This window comes from Pseudomonas sp. B34(2017) (genome assembly GCF_002112915.1).
Classification (GTDB): Bacteria; Pseudomonadota; Gammaproteobacteria; order Pseudomonadales; family Pseudomonadaceae; genus Aquipseudomonas; species Aquipseudomonas pharyngis.
Genome location: NZ_NEJA01000005.1, coordinates 594,560 through 619,061, shown reverse-complemented (window position 1 = coordinate 619,061; position 24,502 = coordinate 594,560). Strand labels below are relative to the sequence as shown.

The 24,502-nt window shown below is 62.4% G+C and carries 7 protein-coding genes; 6 read left to right on the top strand and 1 reads right to left on the bottom strand.

Annotated features, from left to right (window positions below):
- Nucleotides 1-123: 123 nt before the first annotated feature.
- Nucleotides 124-16,056 (bottom strand): LapA family giant adhesin, encoded by a 15,933-nt coding sequence (locus CAF80_RS19310; RefSeq protein ID WP_085667621.1) that lies wholly within the window; start codon nucleotides 16,054-16,056, stop codon nucleotides 124-126.
- A 359-nt stretch (nucleotides 16,057-16,415) separates the two neighbouring features.
- Here CAF80_RS19310 and CAF80_RS19305 point away from each other — a divergent pair, with 359 nt between their 5' ends.
- The 6 genes from CAF80_RS19305 (at nucleotide 16,416) to CAF80_RS19280 (ending at nucleotide 24,498) form a co-directional block, all read left to right on the top strand.
- Complete coding sequence (locus CAF80_RS19305; protein ID WP_085667779.1) at nucleotides 16,416-17,768, top strand: TolC family outer membrane protein; 1,353 nt, start codon at nucleotides 16,416-16,418, stop codon at nucleotides 17,766-17,768.
- A gap of 34 nt (nucleotides 17,769-17,802) precedes the next feature.
- Nucleotides 17,803-19,959: a type I secretion system permease/ATPase gene (locus CAF80_RS19300; RefSeq protein WP_074689339.1), complete on the top strand. Its 2,157-nt coding sequence runs from the start codon at nucleotides 17,803-17,805 to the stop codon at nucleotides 19,957-19,959.
- Complete coding sequence (locus CAF80_RS19295; protein ID WP_011331851.1) at nucleotides 19,949-21,316, top strand: HlyD family type I secretion periplasmic adaptor subunit; 1,368 nt, start codon at nucleotides 19,949-19,951, stop codon at nucleotides 21,314-21,316. The genes CAF80_RS19300 and CAF80_RS19295 overlap by 11 nt, the downstream gene beginning before the upstream one ends.
- Before the next feature lie 375 nt (nucleotides 21,317-21,691).
- Entirely contained in the window at nucleotides 21,692-22,588 is an 897-nt protein-coding gene (locus CAF80_RS19290; RefSeq protein WP_039773033.1) for a TauD/TfdA family dioxygenase, read from the top strand.
- 18 nt (nucleotides 22,589-22,606) lie between these two features.
- Nucleotides 22,607-23,632, top strand: a complete 1,026-nt coding sequence (locus CAF80_RS19285; protein ID WP_007957722.1) for an ABC transporter substrate-binding protein — start codon at nucleotides 22,607-22,609, stop codon at nucleotides 23,630-23,632.
- Nucleotides 23,633-23,637: 5 nt separating this feature from the next.
- Nucleotides 23,638-24,498, top strand: a complete 861-nt coding sequence (locus CAF80_RS19280; protein ID WP_007957720.1) for an ABC transporter ATP-binding protein — start codon at nucleotides 23,638-23,640, stop codon at nucleotides 24,496-24,498.
- The last annotated feature ends 4 nt before the right edge of the window (nucleotides 24,499-24,502 follow it).

Below are 24,502 nucleotides of genomic sequence, written 5' to 3'. Positions count from 1 at the left end.
AGCGTCATGCTGTCAGCAGCATAGCCAACTGCGCGCGAGTATGCGGTGCGCCGACGAAATCGTCACCGGTTCAAGCGCCGAAAACGCGACGGCCGCCCCAGTGGGGCGGCCGTTGTTCACGCATCAGCTGTTGTTGTGGTCGACCTTGATGGTCGGATCGCTGCCGGCAATCAGGTTGTGAATGTTGACCGTGGACCAGTTGTTGCCTTCCAGTTTGATCGTCACGTCCGGGGTGGCGGCTGCGGCATCGCCCGAGTTGAACTTGCCGCCCGAGCTGACTTGCAGCGACGACACGCCGTCGACCGTGGTGATCTTCAGGAAGTTGTCGATGGTGCTGCCGGTCTCGCCCTGCAACAGGTCACGCAGGTCGATGCGGTCGCCTTCGCTGGCCTTGAAGTCCTTGATCACGTCGTTGCCGGTGTCGCCTGCCTTCCAGACGAAGGTGTCGGCACCGGAACCACCGATCAGGATGTCGTTGCCCTGACCGCCGATCAGCGTGTCGTTGCCGGTGCCGCCGAGCAGGATGTCATTGCCCTTGCCACCGTCGAGCAGGTCGTTGCCGCCCGAGCCGAACAGAATGTCATTGCCCGCGCCGCCCAGCAGCGTGTCGTTGCCGTCGTGGGCACCGGACACATCGAACGCCTGATAGTGCTCGGTGATGTACTGGTGCACGTTGCTGGTGGTGACTTTGCTGACGTCGACCCCGGTTTCCTTGGCCACGAACGCCTGCATTGCCTGATAACCCTCGCCGGCAATGCCGTTGAAGCTCACCAGGTCGCCGAACAGGATGTCGTTGCCGTCGCCACCGCTGACGGTGTCGTTGCCCGGCATCGTCGCTTCGGTGTGGCCGATGATCGAGTTGGCCAGGTCCTTCGGATCGATGTTGGTCTGCGGCGTCTTGTCCGAATCGTACGGTTTCAGGTCGTTGAGGCTGACACCGCTGTTGATGCCGATGGCCTCCACGTTCGACAAACCGTTGAGCAAGGCGAAACCGCTGCTGGCGTTATCGGTGGTCGTGGTCGTGGTGCTGCTGCCGTTGCCCGCCAGGCTCGAGATCTCGTAGGTGCCGTCACCCTGAGCGTGGATGGTACCCAGGCTGTTCCAGCTCCAGCTGCCGTTCTTGTACGTCTGCAATACCACGGCGCCGGCCGTGTTGATACTCAGGTAGTGGGTGTTGTCGATGTAGGTGCTGAAGCTGTCGCCCAGTTTGTAGTTGCTGGTTTTCACCACATCATCGAGCTTCACGTTACCGTACAGCGTCGGGTTGGTCTGCTCGTTGCTCTGGTAGTAGGTCGGCTGGCCGTCGGTGATGAAGTACGTAAGGTTCTTCGCCCCGGTGTTGGCCAGCGCTTCGGCGCTCTGGAAGAAGTTCGCCGTGGCCTTGAACACGTCCTCATAGTTGGTGCCGCCGCCGGACGACATCGAGTCCAGCACGGCCTTGAGCAAGGTCAGTGCGTTCGGGTCGTTGAGGTTCACCGACACCGACTTGTTGACCTGGGTGTCGAAGTCCACCAGGAAGATGTTCACCGTGCCGGAGTTGCTGCCCAGGCTCTGTTTGAGGGTGTTGAACACCGACGTCAGCGAGTCCTTGGCGGCGTTGATCGACGAGGCGCTCATACTGCCCGAGCTGTCGACCATGAACGCGATGTTGTAGTTGGTGCCCGGCACCACGGTCAGGCCGCCGATGTCGGCGACGATGATGTCGTTGCCGTCGGTGCCGGTGACGGTGTCGTCCGCCGAGGTGGCGACCACCGCGTTATACACCGCCGGCACCACGGTGACCGGGATGGTCGCGGTGGTGCTGGCCGAGCCGCCGACCTGTTCGGTTGAGGTCGAGGTCACGGTCAGGTTGAACTGGCCGTTGTAGTAGGTCGGCGGGGTCACGGTCAGGGTGCCGAGGTTCCAGCCGGTGACGTTGGCGTCGCCGCTGGTGGCGGTCACGGTGAAGCTGTGGCCTGCGCCGTCGCTGAGTACCGAACCGACCGGTGCGCCGCTGATCTTGATGCTCAGGGTTTCCGAGCCGTCGGTGTCGGTCAGCGCGGTGCTGATCGACGACAGTTTCACGGTGGTGCCTTCGGCGCCGGTGTTGAGTTTGTAGCCGTCGTAATAGCCTTCGCCGTTGCTGCCGTGCAGATCGGAGACGGTCACGCCGGCATTCACCAGATCCTGCACGCCGGTATAGATCGGCACGCCGGCACTGCTCAGGTCGATCGGCGTGCTGCCGTTGACCGACAGGTTGACGTCGTAGCTGCCCGGGCCGCTCTGGTTGTGGTGGTAGATGTCCAGGGTGTAGTAGCCGCTGGTGGTCGGGGTGAACGAACCGTTGAGGTTGCCACCCGCGCCCCACGTGGTCGAGGCCACGTTCTTGCCGCCGATGGTCACCAGCAGGCTGTCGTCACCGGTGCCGCTGAAGGTGTAGGTCTTGCCGGCTTCCAGATAAATCAGGCCCGAGGTTTTCGACGCAGTGCCGGCGGTCACGCTGCCGTCGGACTGCACGTTATTCACGGTGCCGCTGGTGTTCGGCTTGCCGGCACCGTCGATCACGTTTTTCAGGGTGGTCGAATTCGCGCCGCTGCCGTCGGTGCCCAGGCCCGACAGACCGGTCCAGACTTCCTTGATCAGCCCGGTGGACTTCACGCTGTTGTCGGCCACCGACAGGGTCGGTGCATCCGCCACCGGGGTGATGTCGATCTTGATGGTGCCGGTGTTGCCCAGCAACTGGCCGTCGGTTGGCTGGAACTTGATCTGTGCGTAGTCAGCCTGGTTGTTGCCCAGGCCGGTGCCGCCGTAACCGTTCACGCCCGACTCGTTGGCATCCGGCAGGAAGCGCAACTTGCCGGCGTCGATATCGGCCTTGCTGAAAGTCTGGTTGGTGGCGACGTCTTTCCAGGTCGAACCGTCCAGATACTGCAGTTTGCCTTCGCCCGGCAGCTGGGTGATTTTCACGCCCAGGCTGCTGGCCGGGCTGTCGACGTCGCTGACGCCGAAGGTCGACCAGCCGAGAACCAGCGGGGTGTCTTCGGTGCCGGTGACGTTGACCGGTGCAGCGACCGGCGCATCGTTGACCGCCACTACGTTGACCGTGGTGGTCGCGGTGTTGGAGTAGTTGCCGCCATCGGTCACGGTCACGGTGATGATCCGTGGCACGGTGCTCGGATCTTCACTGCTGTTGGTGAAGCTGATGTTCTTGATGGCCTGCATGTAGTCGGCGAGCGTCGCGTTACCCGACAGGGTCAGGGTGACGGTGCCGTTGGTGCTGTTGGCATTGATGGTGATGCCGTTGACGCTGTTGCCCAGGTTCAGCGCATCGCCGTCCTGGCGGTTGGTCAGCACGACGGTGGCGCCGGTCAGCATGGTGCTGTCCGGGTCGGTGATCTTGATGTCGGTGTCGGCAATCGACACGCCTGCGCCCGGGGTGTTCTCGGTGAAGGTCACCTTGTAGTCGGCACCCGTTGCACCGCTGGAGTTGTTGGCGTCGAGGTCGATGACCGGCGGAGCATCGTTGTCGATGATCGAGGTGCTGACGCTGCCATTGGTGCTGCTGACCGCCAGGTTTTCGAAGTTGCCACCGGTGGCCGAGTCGATCTTGACCACGAAGTTTTCGGTGCCTTCGGTGATCTTGTCATCGATGGTCGCGACGTTGAACTGCGCACTGCTGGCCCCCGCCGGGATCTTCACGGTGTACACGCCGGTGAAGTCCGAACCGTCGGCGGCGGTGCCGCTGTAGACGATTTTCAGGGTGACCTCGGTTTGCGCCGGGTTGGTCAGGCTGACGGTGTAGGTTGCGGTCTGGCCTTCGGTCACCGAGGTGCTGCCGGTGATGCTGACGGTGGTGGTGTCGACGGTGTCGGTGACGCTGGTCACGGCTGGTGTGTTGCTGGTGACCAGGTTTTCGAAATTGCCGCCGGTAGCGTTGGTGATCGTGGCCTGTACGTTGCCGGCGTCTTTGTAGACGTCATCGGCTGGCGCAGGAACGGTCACGGTGCCGGTGGTTTTGCCGGCTTCGATGGTGATCACCGAACCGTTGCTCAGGGTGACGGTCACTGGCGAGCCAGCGGCGTTGGTCAGGGTTGCGGTGTAGGTGATCGAGCCACCCTCGGCCACGGTGCTGGTCGCGCTGAGGGACAGGTTGGTGGTGTCGACGGTGTCGGTGACGGTGGTGCTGACCGGGGTCTTGTCTGCCACCAGATTCTCGTAGTTGCCGCCGCTTACGCCGGTGATCGCGTTGGTCAGTGGCGCATGACCATTCAACACGTCGTTCGGCGCGGTGGTGGTCACACTGCCGGTGGTTTTGCCGACTTCGATGGTGATCGACTGACCGTTGGCCAGGGTCACAGTCACAGGCGAGCCCGTCACTGGTGCGCCGACGGTCGCGGTGTAGACAACGTTGCCACCCTCGGCTGCCGTCGTGGTCGCGGTCAGCTTCACGGTGGTGGTGTCGATGGTGTCGGTAACGCTGGTTACGGCTGGCGTGGTGCTGGTGACCAGGTTCTCGAAGTTGCCACCGGTGGCGGATTTGATCGTGGCCTGCACGTTGCCGGCGTCTTTGTAGACGTCATCGGCTGGTGCAGGAACTGTCACGGTGCCGGTGGTCTTGCCCGCTTCGATGGTAATCACCGAGCCGTTGGACAAGGTCACGGTCACTGGCGAGCCAGCGGCGTTGGTCAGGGTTGCGGTGTAAGTGATCGAGCCACCCTCGGCCACGGTGCCGGTCGCGCTGAGCGACAGGTTGGTGGTGTCGATGGTGTCGGTGACGGTGGTCGAGACCGGCGTCTTGTCGGCTACGAGGTTTTCGTAGTTGCCGCCGCTGACGTTGGTGATCGAGTTGGTCAGCGGTGTATGGCCGGTCAACGCGTCGTTCGGCGCGGTGGTGGTCACGGTGCCGGTGGTTTTGCCGACTTCGATGGTGATCGACTGACCGTTGGCCAGATTCACGGTTACCGGCGAGCCAGTCACTGGTGCGCCGACGGTCGCGGTGTAGACCACGTTGCCACCTTCGGCCGCCGTCGTGGTCGCGGTCAGTTTCACGGTGGTGGTGTCGATGGTGTCGCTGACGCTGGTCACGGCTGGCGTGGTGCTGGTTACCAGGTTCTCGAAGTTGCCACCGGTGGCGTTGGTGATCGTGGCCTGTACGTTGCCGGCGTCTTTGTAGACGTCGTCCGCCGGGGCAGGAACGGTCACGGTGCCCGTGGTTTTACCGGCCTCGATGGTGATCACGGCGCCGTTGCTCAAGGTCACGGTCACCGGAGTGCCCGCAGCGTTGGTCAGGGTCGCGGTGTAAACGATCGAACCGCCTTCGGCGACCGAATTGGTGGCGCTCAGGGTCAGGTTGGTAGTGTCGACGGTGTCGGTCACGGTGGTGCTGACCGGGGTCTTGTCGGCCACCAGATTCTCGTAGTTACCGCCGCTCACGCCGGTGATCGCGTTGGTCAGTGGTGCATGACCATTCAATACGTCGTTAGGCGCGGTGGTGGTGACGGTGCCGGTGGTTTTACCTACTTCGATAGTGATCGACTGACCGTTGGACAGGTTTACGGTCACTGGCGAGCCAGTCACCGGCGCCCCCACGGTAGCGGTGTAGGTGACGGTGCCACCTTCAGCAGCTGTCGCGGTCGCGGTCAGCTTCACGGTGGTGGTGTCGATGGTGTCAGTGACGCTGGTCACCGCTGGCGTGGTGCTGGTGACCAGGTTCTCGAAGTTGCCACCGCTGGCATTGGTGATGGTGGCCTGCACGTTGCCGGCGTCCTTGTAGACGTCTTCGGCTGGCGCAGGAACGGTCACGGTGCCGGTGGTTTTACCTGCCTCGATGGTGATCACGGCGCCGTTCGACAGGGTCACGGTGACTGGCGAGCCAGCAGCGTTGGTCAGTGTCGCGGTGTAGGTGATCGAACCACCTTCGGCCACGATGCCAGTCGCGCTGAGCGACAGGTTGGTGGTGTCGACGGTGTCGGTGACGGTAGTCGAGACCGGGGTTTTATCCGCAACCAGATTTTCGTAGTTACCACCGCTCACGCCGGTGATGGCGTTGGTCAGCGGCGCATGACCGGTCAACACGTCGTTCGGCGCGGTGGTGGTCACGGTGCCGGTGGTTTTGCCGACTTCGATGGTGATCGACTGACCGTTCGACAGGTTCACGGTCACAGGCGAGCCGGTCACCGGTGCACCTACGGTAGCGGTGTAGGTGACGGTGCCACCCTCGGCCGCTGTTGCGGTCGCGGTCAGCTTCACGGTGGTGGTGTCGATGGTGTCGGTGACGCTGGTTACCGCTGGCGTGGTGCTGGTGACCAGGTTCTCGAAGTTGCCACCGGTGGCGTTGGTGATCGTGGCCTGTACGTTGCCGGCGTCTTTGTAGACGTCATCAGCTGGTGCAGGAACGGTCACAGTGCCGGTGGTTTTGCCGGCTTCGATGGTGATCACGGCGCCATTGCTCAAGGTCACGGTCACCGGCGTGCCCGCAGCGTTGGTGAGGGTCGCGGTGTAGGTGATCGAACCACCTTCGGCCACGGTGCCGGTCGCGCTGAGCGACAGGTTGGTGGTGTCGACGGTGTCGGTGACGGTAGTGCTGACCGGCGTCTTGTCGGCCACCAGATTTTCGTAGTTGCCGCCCGTCACGTTGGTGATGGCGTTGGTCAGCGGCGTGTGGCCGTTGAGTGCATCGTTAGGCGCCGTGGTCGTCACGGTGCCGGTGGTTTTGCCGACTTCGATGGTAATGCTCTGGCCGTTCGACAGGTTCACGGTCACTGGCGAGCCAGTCACAGGAGCGCCCACGGTGGCGGTGTAAGTGACAGTGCCGCCTTCAGCCGCCGACTCGGTGGCGGTGAGTTTCACCGTGGTGGTGTCGATGGTGTCGGTGACTTCGGTCACGGCCGGAACGGTGCTCGGCACCAGATTCTCGAAGTTGCCACCGGTGGCGGTCGAAATGGTTGCTTCAACTTTGCCCGCATCTTTGTAGACGTCGTCTTTCGGTGCGTCGACGGTCACGGTGCCGGTGGTTTTGCCGGCCTCGATGGTGATGACAGCGCCGTTCGACAGGGTCACGGTCACCGGAGTGCCGGCCGGGTTGGTCAGGGTCGCGGTGTAAACGATCGAACCACCCTCGGCGACCGAGTTGGTGGCGCTCAGGGTCAGGTTGGTGGTGTCGACGGTGTCAGTCACGGTAGTGCTGACCGGGGTTTTGTCAGCCACGAGGTTTTCGTAGTTCCCGCCAGTCACGCCAGTGATCGCGTTGGTCAGCGGTGTGTGACCGTTCAACGCATCGTTCGGCGCGGTGGTGGTGACGGTGCCGGTGGTTTTGCCGACCTCGATGGTAATCGACTGACCGTTGGCCAGGGTCACGGTCACAGGCGAACCGGTGACAGGTGCGCCAACAGTCGCGGTGTAAGTAACGGTGCCGCCCTCAGCCGCCGACTCGGTCGCGGTCAGTTTGACCGTGGTGGTGTCGATGGTGTCGGTGACTTCAGTGACAGCCGGAACAGTGCTCGGCACCAGATTCTCGAAGTTGCCACCGGTGGCGGTCGAAATGGTCGCTTCGACTTTGCCGGCATCTTTATAGACGTCGTCTTTCGGTGCATCGACGGTCACGGTGCCCGTGGTTTTGCCGGCCTCGATGGTGATCACGGCGCCGTTCGACAAGGTCACGGTCACGGGGGTGCCCGCAGCGTTAGTCAGGGTGGCGGTGTAAGTGATCGAACCGCCTTCGGCCACCGAGTTGGTGGCGCTGAGGGTCAGATTGGTGGTGTCGACGGTGTCAGTGACGGTGGTCGAAACCGGGGTCTTGTCGGCTACAAGGTTTTCGTAGTTGCCGCCAGACACGCCAGTGATCGCGTTGGTCAGCGGCGCATGGCCGTTGAGCGCATCGTTCGGCGCGGTGGTGGTGACAGTGCCAGAGGTTTTGCCGACTTCGATGGTGATCGACTGACCATTGGCCAGGGTCACAGTCACAGGCGAACCGGTCACTGGCGCGCCAACAGTCGCGGTGTAAGTGACGGTGCCACCTTCAGCGGCCGTTTCGGAAGCGGTCAGCTTCACGGTCGTCGTGTCGACGGTGTCGGTGACTTCCGTTACGGCTGGAACGGTGCTCGGAACCAGGTTCTCGAAGTTGCCACCGGTTGCGTCCTTGATCGTGACTTCGACTTTGCCGGCGTCTTTGTAGACGTCATCGGCAGGCGCAGGAACGGTCACGGTGCCGGTGGTTTTACCGGCCTCGATGGTGATGACAGCGCCGTTCGACAGGGTCACGGTCAGCGGGGTGCCGGCCGGGTTGGTCAGGGTCGCGGTGTAAACGATCGAGCCACCTTCGGCCACGCTGTCGGTCGCGCTCAGCGACAGATTAGTGGTGTCGACGGTGTCGGTCACGGTAGTGCTGACCGGGGTTTTGTCAGCGACCAGATTTTCGTAGTTGCCACCGCTCACGCCGGTGATCGCGTTGGTCAGCGGCGTGTGGCCGTTGAGCGCATCGTTTGGCGCAGTGGTGGTCACGGTGCCGGTGGTCTTGCCCACCTCGATGGTGATCGACTGACCGTTGGACAGCGTCACGGTGACTGGCGAACCGGTCACAGGTGCGCCCACGGTCGCGGTGTAAGTGACGGTGCCACCTTCAGCTGCCGATTCAGTCGCGGTCAGTTTCACCGTAGTGGTATCGATGGTGTCGGTGACTTCGGTCACGGCCGGAACGGTGCTCGGCACCAGGTTCTCGAAGTTGCCGCCGGAGGCATCCTTGATCGTGACTTCGACTTTGCCGGCGTCCTTATAGACGTCATCTTTCGGCGCATCGACGGTCACGGTGCCGGTGGTTTTACCGGCCTCGATGGTGATGACGGAGCCGTTGCTCAACGTCACGGTGACCGGGGTTCCAGCCGGGTTGGTCAGGGTCGCGGTGTAAACGATCGAACCACCCTCGGCCACCGAGCCCGTTGCGCTCAGGGTCAGGTTGGTGGTGTCGACGGTATCCGTGACGGTGGTCGAAACCGGGGTCTTGTCGGCCACGAGGTTTTCGTAGTTACCGCCAGTCACCCCAGTGATCGCGTTGGTCAGCGGCGCATGGCCGTTGAGCGCATCGTTCGGCGCGGTGGTGGTGACGGTGCCGGTGGTTTTGCCGACTTCGATGGTGATCGACTGACCATTGGCCAGGGTCACGGTCACAGGCGAGCCGGTTACCGGGGCACCAACGGTGGCGGTATAGGTAACGGTGCCGCCTTCAGCTGCCGACTCGGTCGCGGTCAGTTTCACCGTGGTGGTGTCGATGGTGTCGGTGACGTTGGTCACGGCCGGAACGGTGCTCGGCACCAGGTTCTCGAAGTTGCCGCCAGTTGCATCCTTGATGGTGACTTCGACCTTGCCGGCGTCTTTGTAGACATCGTCTTTCGGTGCATCGACAGTCACGGTGCCGGTGGTTTTACCGGCTTCGATGGTGATCACGGCGCCGTTCGACAGGGTCACGGTGACCGGTGTGCCGGCCGGGTTGGTCAAGGTCGCGGTGTAAACGATTGAACCGCCCTCGGCTACCGAGTCAGTGGCGCTCAGGGTCAGGTTGGTCGTGTCGACGGTGTCGGTGACGGTGGTCGAAACCGGGGTCTTGTCGGCTACGAGGTTTTCGTAGTTACCGCCAGACACGCCAGTAATCGAGTTGGTCAGTGGGGTGTGACCGTTCAACGCGTCGTTCGGCGCGGTGGTGGTGACGGTACCGGTGGTTTTGCCCACTTCGATGGTGATCGACTGACCATTTCCCAGGGTCACGGTCACAGGCGAGCCGGTTACCGGGGCGCCAACGGTGGCGGTGTAAGTGACAGTGCCGCCTTCAACTGCGGACTCGGTCGCGGTCAGTTTCACCGTGGTGGTGTCGATGGTATCGGTGACTTCGGTAACAGCCGGAACAGTGCTCGGCACCAGGTTCTCGAAGTTGCCGCCGGAGGCATCCTTGATCGTGACTTCGACTTTGCCGGCGTCCTTATAGACGTCATCTTTCGGCGCATCGACGGTCACGGTGCCGGTGGTTTTACCGGCCTCGATGGTGATGACGGAGCCGTTGCTCAACGTCACGGTGACCGGGGTTCCAGCCGGGTTGGTCAGGGTGGCGGTGTAGGTGATCGAGCCACCTTCGGCCACCGAGTCAGTGGCGCTCAGAGTCAGGTTGGTGGTGTCGACGGTGTCAGTCACAGTGGTGCTGACCGGCGTTTTGTCGGCCACGAGGTTTTCGTAGTTACCGCCGCTCACACCGGTGATCGAGTTGCTCAGCGGCGCATGGCCGTTGAGTGCATCGTTCGGCGCGGTGGTGGTGACGGTACCGGTGGTCTTGCCGACTTCGATGGTGATCGACTGACCGTTGGCCAGGGTCACGGTCACAGGCGAGCCCGTCACCGGAGCGCCCACGGTGGCGGTGTAAGTGACAGTGCCACCTTCCGCCGCCGACTCGGTCGCAGTCAGTTTGACTGTGGTGGTGTCGATGGTGTCGGTGACTTCGGTAACGGCCGGAACAGTGCTCGGCACCAGATTCTCGAAGTTGCCGCCAGTTGCATCCTTGATGGTGACTTCGACCTTGCCGGCGTCTTTGTAGACATCGTCTTTCGGTGCATCGACAGTCACGGTGCCGGTGGTTTTACCGGCCTCGATGGTGATGACGGAGCCGTTGCTCAACGTCACGGTGACCGGAGTACCGGCCGGATTGGTCAGGGTGGCGGTGTAGGTGATCGAGCCACCTTCGGCCACGGTGCCGGTCGCGGTCAGTGTCAGGTCGGTGGTGTCGACGGTGTCGGTTACCGTGGTGCTGACGGGAGTCTTGTCGGCCACCAGGTTTTCGTAGTTGCCGCCGCTCACGCCAGTGATCGAGTTGCTCAGCGGTGTGTGACCGTTGAGTGCATCGTTCGGCGCGGTGGTAGTGATGGTACCGGAGGTTTTGCCCACTTCGATGGTGATCGACTGACCGTTGGCCAGAGTCACGGTGACCGGCGAGCCAGTCACCGGAGCGCCAACAGTGGCGGTGTAGGTGACGGTGCCACCCTCGGCCACCGACGTATCGGCGCTCAGTTTCACGGTCGACGTATCGATGGTGTCAGTCACTTCAGTGACGGCCGGAACGGTGCTCGGAACCAGATTCTCGAAGTTGCCGCCGGACGCATCCTTGATGGTCACTTCGACTTTGCCGGCGTCTTTGTAAACGTCATCGGCCGGAGCCGGAACGGTCACGGTGCCAGTGGTTTTACCCGCTTCGATGGTGATCACCGAGCCGTTGCTCAGGGTCACGGTCACTGGCGTGCCAGCCGGATTGGTCAGCGTGGCGGTGTAAACGATCGAACCGCCTTCGGCCACGGAACCTGTAGCGCTCAAGGTCAGGTTGGTGGTGTCGACGGTGTCGGTGACTGACGTCACGGCCGGCGTCTTGTCGGCGACCAGGTTTTCGTAATTGCCGCCGCTGGTGCCGTCGATTTTCACGCTCAGCGTGTTGCCGCCGGCCAGTGCATCGTTCGGCGCGGTGTAGTTGACGCTGGCGCTGCTGGCGCCGACCGGGATGGTGATGGTCTGGCCGTTGGACAGGGTCACGACCACTGGCGAGCCGGTCACCGGTGCGGTGACGGAGGCGGTGTAAACCACCACGCCGCCTTCAACGGTGCTGGCCGTGGCGCTCAGGGAAACGGTACTGGTATCGATGGTGTCGGTGACGTCGGTCACCGCCGGGGTCTTGTCGACCACCAGGTTTTCAAAGTTGCCGCCGGTGGTCTTGGTGATGCTGGCGTCGACTTTGCCGGCGTCCTTGTACACGTCGTCGCTCGGTGCGGCGACGGTGATGGTGCCGGTGCTCGCGCCTTTGGCGATGTTGATCACCGCGCCGTTGCTCAGGGTCACGGTCATGGCCGTGCCGGCCGGGTTGGTCAGGGTCGCGGTGTAGACGATCGAACCGCCCTCGGCGATCGAACCGGTGGCGCTCAGGCTGATGTTGGTGGTGTCGACGGTGTCGGTGACTTTGGTCACCACAGCCGTACGGTTGGCATCGACCTGTTCGAAGTTGCCGCCGCTGTGGCTGGCAATCGCGGTCTGCACCTTGCCGCCATCAATGTAAGGCGTATTGGCCGGCGCAGGGAAATTCACCGAACCGCTGGTGGCACCGGCAGCGATGTTGATCACCGCGCCGTTGGCCAGGGTCACGGTCATGGCAGTGCCGGCCGGGTTGCTCAGGGTCGCGGTGTAGGTGATCTGGCCACCTTCGCTGACGGTGTCGCTGGCGCTCAGGGTCAGCGTGGTCTTGTCGATGGTGTCGTTGACCGTGGTGCTGACCGGCGTCTTGCTGACGTCGAGCTTCTCGAAGTTGCCGCCGCTGGCATCGGTCATGGTCACGGTGAGCTTGCTGACATCCTTGTAGACGTCATCGCTCGGCGCCGGGATGGTCACCGAACCGCTGGTCTTGCCGGCCTCGATAACGATGGTCTGGCCGTTGCTCAGGTTGACGGTCACCGGCGTCTGCGCGGCGTTGGTCAGCGTTGCGGTGTAAGTGATCGACGTGCCTTCGAGCACATAGCTTTCGGCGCTGAGGGTCAGGTGCGTGGTGTTGATGGTGTCGGCGACGTTGGTCACCGCTGGCGTCGGGTTGGCCACCAGGTTTTCGAAGTTGCCGCCGGAAGTGTCCTTGATGGTCACTTCGACTTTGCCGGCGTCTTTGTAGACGTCATCGGCTGGTGCGGGAACGGTCACGGTGCCAGTGGTTTTGCCGGCTTCGATGGTGATGACGGAGCCGTTGCTCAACGTCACGGTCACCGGGGTGCCGGCCGGATTGGTCAGGGTCGCGGTGTAGACGATCTGCCCGCCCTCGTTGACGTTGCCGGTGGCGGTCAGCGATACGGTGGTGGTGTCGACGGTGTCGGTGATGGTGGTGCTGACCGGCGTTTTGTCGGCCACGAGGTTTTCGTAGTTACCGCCGCTCACACCGGTGATCGAGTTGGTCAGCGGTTCATGGCCGGCCAGTACGTCGTTCGGCGCCGTGGTAGTCACGGTGCCGGTGGTTTTGCCGACTTCGATGGTGATCGCCTGACCGTTGGCCAGGGTCACAACCACAGGCGAGCCGGTTACCGGGGCGCCCACCGTCGCGGTGTAAGTAACGGTACCGCCTTCCGCCGCCGACTCGGTCGCGGTCAGTTTGACGGTCGACGTGTCGATGGTATCGGTGACCTGGGTCACGGCCGGCACAGTGCTTGGCACCAGGTTTTCGAAGTTGCCACCGGTTGCGCCGGTGATGGTCGCTTCGACTTTGCCGGCATCCTTGTAGACGTCATCGGCAGGCGCTGGAACGGTCACGGTGCCGGTGGTCTTGCCGGCTTCGATGGTGATGACCGCGCCGTTGCTCAAGGTCACGGTCACCGGCGTGCCGGCCGGATTTGTCAGCGTCGCGGTGTAGATGATCGAGCCGCCCTCGGCCACGGAATCGGTGGCGCTCAGGGTCAGGTTGGTGGTGTCGACGGTGTCGGTCACGGTGGTGCTGACCGGGGTTTTGTCGGCGACCAGATTCTCGTAGTTGCCGCCGCTCACGCCGGTGATCGCGTTGGTCAGCGGTGCGTTGCCGGCCAATGCGTCGTTCGGTGCTGTGGTGGTCACGGTGCCGGTGGTCTTGCCCACTTCAATCGTGATGCTTTGGCCGTTAGCCAGGGTTACGGTGACCGGCGAGCCAGTTACGGGCGCTCCAACTGTCGCGGTATAAGTGACGGTGCCGCCCTCGGCCGCTGACTCTGTCGCGGTCAGTTTGACCGTGGTGGTGTCGATGGTGTCGGTGACTTCAGTGACAGCCGGAACAGTGCTTGGCACCAGGTTCTCGAAGTTGCCGCCGGTGGCGTCCTTGATGGTCACTTCGACTTTGCCGGCGTCTTTATAGACGTCATCGGCAGGCGCCGGAACGGTCACGGTGCCAGTGGTTTTACCCGCTTCGATGGTGATGACGGAGCCGTTGCTCAACGTCACGGTCACCGGGGTGCCCGCAGGATTGGTCAGCGTCGCGGTGTAAACAATCGAACCGCCCTCGGCGACAGTGCCGGTGGCGCTCAGGGTCAGGTTGGTGGTGTCGGCAACGTCGGTAACCGTGGTCGAGACCGGGGTCTTGTCGGCCACCAGATTTTCGTAATTGCCGCCGGAAACGCCGGTGATCGAGTTGGTCAGCGGTGCGTTGCCAGCCAATGCGTCGTTCGGCGCGGTGGTGGTCACGGTGCCGGTGGTTTTACCCACTTCGATGGTGATGGTCTGACCGTTGGACAAAGTGACAGTCACCGGCGAACCGGTGACTGGTGCGCCAACCGTAGCGGTATAAGTAACGGTGCCGCCTTCTGCAACCGAAGTATCAGCCGTCAGTTTGACCGTCGACGTGTCGATGGTGTCAGTCACTTCGGTGACAGCGGGAACAGTGCTTGGCACCAGATTCTCGAAGTTGCCGCCGGTGGCGTCCTTGATGGTGACTTCGACCTTGCCCGCGTCTTTGTAGACGTCATCGGCAGGCGCCGGAACGGTCACGGTGCCGATGGTTTTACCGGCGTCAATGGTGATGACGGCGCCGTTGCTCAACGTCACGGTCACCGGCGTACCCGCAGGATTGCTCAGCGTCGCGGTGTAGACGATCGAACCGCCTTCCGCCACGGAACCGGTGGCGCTCAGCGACAGGTTGGTGGTGTCGATGGAGTCGGTGACGGTAGTAGTCGCTGGCGTCGTGTTTGGCACCAGATTCTCGAAATTGCCGCCGGTAGCGCCGGTAATCGTGGTGCTGACGGTGCCGCCGTTGTTGTAGACGTCATTCGGTGCGGTCGGCACGTTGACGCTGCCGGTGGTCTGGCCGGCGCCGATGGTGATGGTCGAACCGTTCGACAGGGTGACGGTCACCGGCGTCTGCGCCGGGTTGGTCAGGGTCGCGGTGTAGGTGATCTGGCCACCTTCGACCACAGTGCCGGTAGCGGTCAGGGTCAGGCCGGTATTGTCGATCGAGTCGGTGATGGTGGTCACCACCGGTGTCGGGTTCGGCACCAGGTTTTCGAAGTTGCCGCCCGTGGCACCGGTGATGGTGGTGGTGACGGTGCTGCCGTTGTTATAGACGTCATTCGGTGCGGTCGGCACGTTGACGGTGCCGGTGGTCTGGCCGGCGCCGATGGTGATGGTCGAGCCGTTGGACAACGTGACGGTCACCGGCGTCTGCGCCGGGTTGGTCAGGGTCGCGGTGTAGGTGATCTGACCGCCTTCGGTCACGCTTGGGCCGGCCGTCAGGGTGACGGTGGTGGTGTCGATGGTGTCGGTGACCTGGGTCGTGGCCGGGGTGGTCGGCGGGGTCACGGTGATGCCGTTGCCGCCGGTGGTACCGGTGACGGTCACGTCGATCTGGGTCGGGTCGTTATAAACAGTGTCGTTCGGCGCCAGGGGCACGTTGACGGTGCCGGTGGTGGAACCGGCCGGAATCACGATCACCGCACCGTTGGACAGGGTGATGGTCAGGTCGGTCAGCGGCGCCTGGGTCAGCGTTGCGGTGTACACCAGCACGCCGCCGGCTTCGGTGATGCTCGGCGTGGCGCTGAGGTTCAGGGTCGATTCGCGCAGGGCATTGGCGTTGGTGTCGGTGGTCTGGCCGCCGGGGATGTTCTGCGCGGCCTGGCCTGCAGCGTTGATGCCCGCAGTCGGGAAACCGATGGTTGGGTCGACGCGGCCGGCGGTCGCATCGAGCATCACGAAGCTGTGACCACCGCCGGCGGCACCGCCAGTCCCCGCGGCACTCGGGCCGGCAGCGGTGGCATCAAGAGCGGTGGTCGGGTCGACACCGGCGGCGATGGCTTGTTGCAGCTCTTCTACCGACGGCGCGGCTTGCGCGGTGGCTTCGGCCAGGTCGGTGCTGGAATCCGGGGTATCGGCGCTCCACTGAGTGTCACGGCCCAGATCGATCGTGCGGCCATCGGCCAGTTCCAGGGACACGGCGCCGGAAACGCCGGTGTCGACCTGATCGCCGGCAAACAGCCGGTCGCCTTCAACGAGTACGCGACGGACGCCCTCTGGGGACACCACGAAAACCTGACCGACAATGCTTTTGACGATGGCAACAACACTGCTCATTGAAGACTCTCCGGGTGTCACGTTCAGTTGACTTCCATAGACCTGATGGCTGTCTGCGCCGATTCAGTCTGGACGTACTTTTAAAAAAAGAGGAAACAAAGTTGACGCTGCTGTTCGTCAATATTTTGGCTAGATTCTTTCGCTATTAACTTTATGCCAAACTATTGACCTTCTGGGTGCCATCCTAAACAATCGTCCCAGTAATGTCACATTGATATTTATGCGGCGACCTGCCCTTCAGCGTGTGATCCAGTTCCGGTTTTAAACTTTCCGACATACGGTCATTCCGGTTGCCATCTTCCGACGCAGCTCACCAATTTGCTGTGATTCAAGACAAGAAGTTCTGGGAAATCTTTACCATGCGTTCGCACCTGCTCAAGGCTCTACCCTTCGCTCTCGCCGCCTCTTTCGTACAAGCACAATCCTTACCAGAAGCCATGCAGCAGGCGCTGGATGTCCATCCGGAAATCCAGGCAGGGGTCAACAGTCGGCTGGCCGCGGATTATCAATTAAAGGCTGCAAAAGGTGGATACCTGCCCAAGGTCGATCTGCTGGGCGGTTATGGTCGTGAAGGCACCGACAGCGTGACCACCCGCGCCAATGGTGGCGGCAATCACTGGGAAACCCTGAACCGCAGCGAGTCAAGTTTACGTCTGTCGCAAATGGTTTTTGACGGTTTTGCGACGTCCAGCGAAGTCGGGCGTCAACAAGCCACCGTCAACTCCCGCGCGTATTCCCTGCTCGGCACTTCCGAGCGCACCGCGCTGACCGTGGCCCAGGTTTATCTGGATGTGCTGACCCGTCGCGAATTCGTGCGTCTGGCCGAAGAAAACCTCAAAAGCCACCAACGTATCTACGACCAGATCCAGCTGCGCACCCAGCGCGGCGTCGGCAGCGGTGCCGACCTCGATCAGGCCGAAGCGCGGATGGCCCAGGCCCGCAACAACCTGATCACCGAGCAGACCAACCTCGCCGACTCGGAAACCAATTTCCTCAGCGCCGTCGGCCAGATGCCCGATCAGTTGGAGCGTCCGGCGCCGTTCATGGCGATGATGCCGGCCAACCTGAATGAAGCGCGCCAGCAGATGCTGGAAAACAGCCCGATCCTGCGTTCGGCCGAGTCCGATATCGCCGCGGCCGAGAAGCAATACGAGACTGCCAAGTCGACCTTCTACCCGCGCTTCGACGCCGAGCTGGGCCGCACTGCCGACAACGACCTCGACGGCCAGAACGGTCACAACAACGAATGGCAGGCCATGTTGCGCATGCGCTTCAACCTGTATTCGGGCGGCAGCAACAAGGCGGATCTGGAATCCAAGTCCTACCTGTCGAACCAGGCGCTGGACATCCGCAACAACGCCTTGCGCCAATTGAATGAAGAGCTGGGCCTGGCCTGGAACGCCCTGAACAACGCCAACGCCCAGGTGCCGATCGCTCAGCAGTACGTTGATCACAGCACCTCGGTGCGCACTGCTTACCAGCGCCAGTTCAGCCTCGGCGAACGGACCCTGCTGGATTTGCTCGACAGCGAAAACGAGCTGTTCACCGCTTCGCGGCGTCTGGCTGAAATCAAAAACATTCAGTTATTTACTCAGTATCGAATCAAGGCGACCATGGGCGAATTGCTCAAGAGCCAGGGAGTGGTCGCACCCTTGGCATCCGTTGTGCAGAACGACGTGAAGCCCAAGGTTCAGCTGCCTGGGATGAATTGAGTTGTCCCTTTTCAACTGCTAAAGAGTGTCGAGCGTGGAATCAGAAGTCAGTCGAGTTCATCTCAGTCATGATCCACGCGCGTTGCACGACGATCCTTTACTGGATGGTCTGCTCGCTCTTTGCATGCTCCACCAGAAACCTGCCAGCGCGGCGATGCTGACCACCGGCCTGCCGCTGCCCAAACAACGCCTGAGTGTCGAGCTGCTGCCCCGTGCAGCGGCGCGCGCCGGGCTGCAAGGGCGGGTGCTGCAGCGCAAGCTCGAAGAAATTCCGGCGATTGCCATGCCGGCGCTGTTGCTGCTCAAGGATGGCCGCAGTGCCGTCCTGCTCGGCTGGCAGGGTGAGAACGAAGCACGGGTGCTGCTCAGCGAAAGCGACGGCGGCGAATCCCTGGTCAGCCGCGAGCTGCTGGCCGACGACTACATCGGCAAAGTGTTCTTCGCCCAGCCCCAGCACAAATTCGACGTCAACCACGGCACGCTGATCCCGCGTGCGCGCTCGTGGTTTCGCGACACCCTCAAGCGTTCGCGCTGGCTGTACGCCGACGCCATCGCCGCCAGTTTCCTGATCAACATCATCGCCATGGCCGCGCCGCTGTTCGTGATGAATGTCTACGACCGCGTGGTGCCGAACCAGGCCGAAGCGACCCTGTGGGTGCTCGCGCTGGGCATCACCGGCGCCTATCTGTTCGACCTGATCCTCAAGAGCCTGCGCAGCCTGTGCCTGGATCTGGCCGGCAAGAAAACCGACCTGATCATCTCCGCCACGCTGTTTGAACGCATCGTCGGCATGGCCATGAAATACCGCCCGGCGCGGGTCGGCAGCTTTGCCCAGAACATTCATGAGTTCCAGAGTCTGCGCGACTTCCTCGCCTCGCTGACCCTGACCAGCCTGATCGACCTGCCGTTCACCATCCTGATCTTCATTGTCATCGCGATTCTCGGCGGGCATCTGGTGTGGATTCCGGTGCTGGCCTTCCCGATTGCGCTGCTGATCGGCTACGCCTTGCAGAAGCCGCTGGTGGCAACCATGGAACGCACCATGGCCCTCGGCGCCGAGCGTCAGTCGAGCCTGATCGAAACCCTCGCCGGCCTCGACGCGGTGAAGGTCAACAACGCCGAAAGCGAACGCCAGTATCAATGGGAGCAGACCATCGGCACCCTCAGCCGTCTCGAGCTGCGGGTGAAAATGCTCTCCGGTCTGGCGATGAACATCACCCTGCTGATCCAGCAACTGGCCGGGGTGATCATGATCGTCTTCGGCGTGTACCAGATCATCGCCGGCAACCTGAGCATGGGCGGCCTGATCGCCTGCTACATGCTCAGTGGCCGCGCCCTCAGCCCGCTGGCGTCGCTGTCCGGTCTGCTGACCCGCTACCAGCAGGCGCGGGTGACCATGACCTCGGTCGACCAGATGATGGAGTTGCCGCAAGAGCGCAATTTCGAAGAACGCCCACTGAGCCGCAAGGTGCTGCAAGGCGCGATCGAATGCCGCCAGCTCAGCTTCACCTACCCGGAACAACAGAACCCGGCGCTGAAGAACATCAACCTGGTGATCCGTCCCGGCGAGAAGATCGGCATCATCGGCCGCAGCGGTTCCGGCAAGAGCTCACTGGCGAAACTGCTGGTCGGCCTCTATCAGCCGGACGACGGTGCGTTGCTGGTGGACGGCGTCGACATCCGCCAGATCGACGTCAGCGAGCTGCGCTACAACATCGGCTACGTGCCCCAGGACATCCAGCTGCTGGCCGGCACCCTGCGCGACAACCTGATTTCCGGCGCTCGTTACGTCGAAGACGAACTTGTCCTGCAGGCCGCTGAACTGGCCGGCGTCCACGAATTCGCCCGACTGCACCCGCAGGGTTATGAGCTGCAAGTCGGCGAGCGCGGGCAGAACCTGTCCGGTGGTCAGCGCCAGAACGTCGCCCTGGCCCGGGCGCTGTTGCTCAATCCGCCGATTCTGTTGCTCGACGAACCGACCAGCGCGATGGACAACACCGGCGAAGAACGCCTCAAGCAACGCCTCGCGGCGGTGGTGGAAAACAAGACCGTGGTGCTGGTGACGCACCGGGCATCGCTGCTGTCGCTGGTCGATCGCCTGCTGGTGGTCGACCGTGGGCAGATTCTCGCCGATGGCCCGAAAGCGGCCGTGATGGAAGCGTTGAAGAAGGGGCAGATCAGTGTTGCTTAAGTCGGGTTTCAAGGATTCGATCCGCCGCTACTTCAAGGGCTCGGCATCGCTGCAGGGCCAGCCGCTGCCAGAGGTCAACAAGGCCTTGATCGAGGACGCGCCGCGCGTGGTGCGGCTGACGATCTGGGCGATCATCGGTTTCTTCGTGTTCCTGATGCTGTGGGCCAACTTCGCCGTCATCGACGAAGTGACCAAGGGCGACGGCAAGGCGATTCCCTCGTCGAAGATCCAGAAAATCCAGAACCTCGAGGGCGGTATCGTCTCCGAGCTGTTCGTCAAGGAAGGCCAGATCGTCGAGGCCGGCGCACCGCTGGTACGCCTGGATGACACGCGATTCGCCTCCAACGTCGGTGAAACCGAGGCTGATCGGCTGTCGATGCTGCTGCGGGTCGAGCGCCTGAGCGCCGAGGTCGATGACCGGCCGCTGAATTTTCCCGAGGACGTGCTCAAAGCCGTGCCGGGTCAGGCGAAAAGTGAAGAATCGCTGTACATCAGCCGTCGTCAGCAATTGCACGACGAGGTCGGTGGCCTGCAGGAACAGTTGATTCAGCGCCAGCAAGAGCTGCGCGAGTTCACCTCGAAGCAGGCGCAGTACCGTCAGCAACTGGGTCTGCAACGCCAGGAAATCAACATGTCCGAGCCGCTGGTGGCTCAGGGCGCGGTATCGCCGGTGGAAGTGCTGCGACTCAAGCGTGCCGAAGTGGAAACCCGTGGTCAGCTCGACGCCACCACCCTGGCGATCCCGCGCGCCGAATCGGCGATCAAGGAAGTACAGCGCAAGATCGACGAGACCCGCGGCAAATTCCGCAGCGAAGCCCTGACTCAGTTGAACGAGGCGCGCACCGACCTGAACAAGGCCCAGGCCACCGGCAAGGCGCTGGAAGACCGGGTCAGCCGTACGCTCGTCACCTCGCCGGTACGGGGCATCGTTAACAAGATGCTGGTCAACACCATCGGCGGCGTGATCCAGCCGGGCAGCGACCTGCTGGAAATCGTGCCGCTGGACGACACCCTGCTGGTCGAAGCGAAGATCCGCCCGCAGGACATCGCGTTCCTGCATCCGGGCCAGGAGGCCACGGTGAAATTCACCGCGTACGACTACACCATCTACGGTGGTCTCAAGGCCAAGCTGGAACAGATCGGCGCCGACACCATCACCGACGAAGACAAGAAAACCACCTACTACGTCATCAAGCTGCGCACCGAGCGCAGCCATCTCGGCACTGACGAGAAGCCGTTGCTGATCATCCCGGGGATGGTGGCGTCGGTGGACATCATCACCGGCAAGAAGACCGTGCTGAGCTATCTGCTCAAGCCGATCATCCGGGCCCGCGCCGAGGCGTTGCACGAACGCTAGATCTTTATTGGCCTTTCCGGCCTCTTCGCGAGCAAGCCCGCTCCCACACTCGACTGCGTTTTTCCAGAGACACGCGATCGAGTGCGGGAGCGGGCTTGCTCCGGGCGGCGATCCGACGAAGGCGTCTGTCGGAACAACACATTCCGTCCAGAAGTGACACAAATGGTCACTCACCATCCAGTCCATTCCTAAGCATTCGCCATATCGTTATTCGTTAACAGTATTTAAATTCCGCTTCTTATAGCTATAAAGTCAGCCTCCTGCGTACCTGCCGACCAATCGGCGCGCCGCACGACACGAACCAACACGCAATCCAGCGTGAGTTTCTGATCGACGCGCGCGCCATCGAGCGCGCCGTGCGTGGGAGATTGATTGATGTCCGCAGCTACTGCTACCCCAAGCGCCGCGACTGCCGCGCCGCAAACCTTCGAAGTCCGCCCGTTCAGCGGTGCCGTCGGCGCCGAGATCATCGGCCTCGACCTGACCCGTCCGGTCAACGACGAAGACTTCGCCCGCATCCACCGCGCGCACCTCGATCACCACGTCGTGGTGTTCCGCGACCAGCGCATCACCCCGCAACAGCAGATCGACTTCAGCCGCCGCTTCGGCGTGTTGCAGATCCACGTGCTCAAGCAGTTCCTGCTGGCCAATCACCCGGAAATCCTCATCGTTTCCAACATTGTCGAAAACGGCCAGAACATCGGCCTCGGCGATGCCGGCAAGTTCTGGCACTCGGACCTTTCCTATAAAGAGCTGCCGAGCCTTGGCTCGATGCTGCACGCCCAAGAGCTGCCGTCCGAAGGCGGCGACACCCTGTTCGCCGACATGCACAAAGCCTGGGACAGCCTGCCCGACGCGCTGCGCAAAGCCGTTGAAGGCCGCTCGGCTGCGCATTCCTACACCGCGCGCTACAGCGAAACCAAATTCGAAGGCAACTGGCGCCCGACCCTGACCCCGGAGCAACTGGCCCAGGTCGCCGAGGTCGTGCACCCGGTGGTCCGCACCCATCCGGAAAACGGCCGCAAGGCGTTGTTCGTCAGCGAAGGCTTCACCACCCGCATCGTCGGTCTGCCGGAGGACGAGAGCAAACAACTGCTCGACGAGCTCTACGCCCACAGCGTGCTGCCGCAGAACATCTATCGCCATCAATGGCAGCCCCACGATCTGGTGTTCTGGGACAACCGCTCGCTGATCCACCTTGCCGCCGGTTGCCCTGCGCACCTGCGCCGCAAGCTGTATCGCACCACCATTCAGGGCGACGCGCCTTTCTGATTTGCCGGAGATCCGATCATGTCCAAACGTCTTCCATTCGCGCCGCTGGCGGCGGCCATCGGCCTCGGGTTCAGCCTGATCGCCGGCAGCCTGGTGGCGCCGACTGTGGCCCACGCCGAAGGTGAAATCCGCATCGCCGAGCAGTTCGGCATTGTCTATTTATTGCTCAATGTGGTGCGCGATCAGGGTCTGATCGAGAAGTACGGCAAGCAGGAAGGCCTCGACATCAAGGTCGACTGGACCCAGTTGTCCGGCGGCGCGGCGGTCAACGATGCACTGCTCTCCGGCTCCATCGACATTGCCGGCGCCGGTGTCGGGCCGCTGCTGACCATCTGGGATCGCACCCACGGCAAGCAGAACGTCAAAGCCGTGGCCTCGCTGGGCAACTTCCCGTACTACCTCGTCAGCAACAATCCCAAGGTCAAAACCATCGCCGACTTCACCGAGAAGGACCGCATTGCGGTGCCGGCAGTGGGCGTTTCCGTGCAGTCGCGCTTCCTGCAATACGCGGCGGCCAAGCAGTGGGGCGACAAGGAATTCAATCGCCTCGACAAGTACACCATCGCCGTTCCGCACCCGGACGCCACCGCTGCGCTGATTGCCGGCGGCACCGAGCTGACCGGGCACTTCTCCAACCCGCCGTTCCAGGATCAGGCGCTGGAAAATCCGAATGTGCACGTGGTGCTCAACTCCTATGACGTGCTCGGCCCGAACTCGCCGACCGTGCTGTTCGCCACCGAGAAATTCCGCAACGAGAACCCGAAAACCTACAAGGCGTTCGTCGAAGCGCTGACCGAAGCCGCGCAATTTGCGCAGAACGATAAAGGCGCGGCGGCGGACACTTATATCCGCGTGACCAAGGCCAAGATCGACCGCGCCGCGTTGCTGAAAATCATCGACAACCCGCAGTTTGAATTCAGCGTTACGCCGAAAAACACCTACCCGCTCGCCGAATTCCTCTACCGCGTCGGCGCGATCAAGAACAAACCGGAATCGTGGAAGGACTACTTCTTCCAGGACGCCAAACCGTTGCAGGGGAGCTGATCGACATGAACGCCCCTTTGCAAGGCCACGCGGCCAGCAACCCGATCGCCACCGCGCAAGCGCTGTTGGCGGTCGATCAGGTCAGCCTCGAATACCGCACGCCGCAGCGCGTCGTGCGCGCCACCCACCAGGTCAGTTTCGAAGTCGATCAACAGGATCGCTTCGTGCTGCTCGGCCCGTCCGGCTGCGGTAAATCCACCTTGCTCAAAGCTGTCGCGGGGTTCATTGCGCCGTGTGAGGGCGAGATCCGTCTGCAGGGCCAGCGCGTCGACGCGCCGGGACCGGACCGGATCGTGGTGTTTCAGGAGTTCGATCAACTGCCACCGTGGAAAACCGTCAAACAGAACGTGATGTTTCCGCTGCTGGCTTCGCGCACGCTGAAGAAAAAGGAAGCTGAAGAGCGTGCGCTGCATTACCTGGAGAAAGTCGGTCTGGCGGCGTTCGCCGATGCCTACCCGCACACCTTGTCCGGCGGCATGAAAGCGCGGGTGGCGATTGCCCGGGCGCTGGCGATGCAGCCGAAAATCCTGCTGATGGACGAGCCGTTCGCCGCGCTGGATGCCCTGACCCGGCGCAAGATGCAGGAGGAATTGCTGCTGCTCTGGGAGGAGGTGCGGTTCACCTTGCTGTTCGTCACCCACTCGATTGAAGAAGCGCTGGTGGTCGGCAATCGGATCCTGCTGTTGTCGCCGCATCCGGGGCGGGTGAGGGCGGAAGTGCACAGTCATCAATACGATTTGCACAGCCTCGGCGGTGTAGCGTTTCAGGAATCGGCGCGGCGCATTCACCGGTTGCTGTTCGATGAAGGACAGTCGCCGGAAACCGAGCGCGAACTGGATTTCACTGATATCCGCATCGCTTATTGAGCCG